2 protein-coding genes are annotated in these 1,289 nt (G+C 46.3%); both read right to left on the reverse strand.

The window, feature by feature from the left end; translation table 11 throughout:
• On the reverse strand, window positions 1-414 hold a 414-nt coding region (locus tag D6694_11400; GenBank protein ID RMH39210.1), incomplete at its 3' end, for a helicase.
• A 405-nt stretch (window positions 415-819) separates the two neighbouring features.
• Window positions 820-1,071 carry a helix-turn-helix domain-containing protein gene (locus D6694_11405; GenBank protein ID RMH39211.1) on the reverse strand — a complete coding sequence of 84 codons (252 nt, stop codon included), beginning with the start codon at window positions 1,069-1,071 and terminating at the stop codon, window positions 820-822.
• Between the last annotated feature and the right edge of the window lie 218 nt (window positions 1,072-1,289).

Genomic DNA, 1,289 nt, shown 5'->3' on the forward strand with positions numbered 1-1,289 from the left:
GAGCTTATCTATAGCACCGACTACGGCGTCCCTCTGAAACTTGTAGAGTTTCTTCCAGACAGTTGTCTGATGGATGCCTGTAGCAGACTTGATGATGCTATCTTCGTCCAGTGCCCCATCACGTTCCTTGAACAAGCCGTACAATATCAATGCATAGATAGTGTTGGGAGAACGGTCCTTGGATATTTCCCGTAGAGCCCCTGCTAGCGGGGAGTCAGCTGCCCTGGTCTTGGGAAGGTTGTGCCACTGTTGCTCAAACCAGCTAGATAGCTGAGATGCCTCTTCGGGCGTCTCAGTAACTTGGATCAAACCAAGTGGATTTCCGGGCGTAATACCCAGACCATTGGTTGTAAATGCAAAAGCGCCAAACATTCCGATCAAGGGTGACCTGACGTCATCATAAAAAACGAACATACTTTGTGGGATGGGATTGTCTGTGTGCCGAAGTTCGACCTGATTCTCTAACCATTCACATAGCTGTCTTGCTAATAAGCAATTTCGAAGTTGATTCCGATATGCGCGGTCATCAGTGCTGCCCAACAAATGAATGCAATTAGTTTCAACAGGTGCAATCAGGCGAGTTGTTGAACATTTTGCCAATAATATCTTCAGGTGCATAAATGCATAAAGAGATAAATCTGTTGTAACTAAATCCAACGAATGTACACTAGGCAAGAAGTCCATCAAAAGATCTATGGACCATTCTGATCCACTGTGCCTCACCAAGCGCAATGATCCCTCCACACACCGGGCAACCGTTCATCAATCATATTGCAGCCCCATACAGTTTTCTTAGGATCTTCGTCGCTATTGACAGCTCTAAATCTTGCGATCCCTATCACCCTCATCATCCTCTGAATGATATTCTAATAGTTCGCCGGGTGAACACTCGAAATACTTGCATAGAGCATCAATCGTATCGGTATTGGTGTTGTAGCCAGGAACATTGGCAATCCGGGTGAGCGTGGCTCGGCTGATCCCGGTTTTTTCGCTCACCTCGTTCAGGGTAATCCGCCGCTTTTCGCGGAAAGACTTCTCATCCAGCATTTTCTTTAGCAAGACTCTGATCATTCCCGCCTCCCAATTGAGCCATTCATAGCTTGAACGATGCTAGCTCATCACAAATGCGTCAAATCAATCTTGACTTATGCTCATGAAGGATTGATAATGCGCATATGTGAGCCATTCGACTCTTTCAATATCATCGATGGAGGTTGATTCATGTGCACCTATCTCACATCCGCAGAACTTGCCGAACGCATCAAGTACGACCCGCGCTATATCCGCAA

The sequence above is a fragment of the Gammaproteobacteria bacterium genome (assembly GCA_003696665.1).
Classification (GTDB): domain Bacteria; phylum Pseudomonadota; class Gammaproteobacteria; order Enterobacterales.

Bases quoted from the DNA above. Each gene is read 5' to 3' on its own strand.
- D6694_11405 (RMH39211.1), bottom strand. From the start codon at position 1,071: ATGATCAGAGTCTTGCTAAAGAAAATGCTGGATGAGAAGTCTTTCCGC.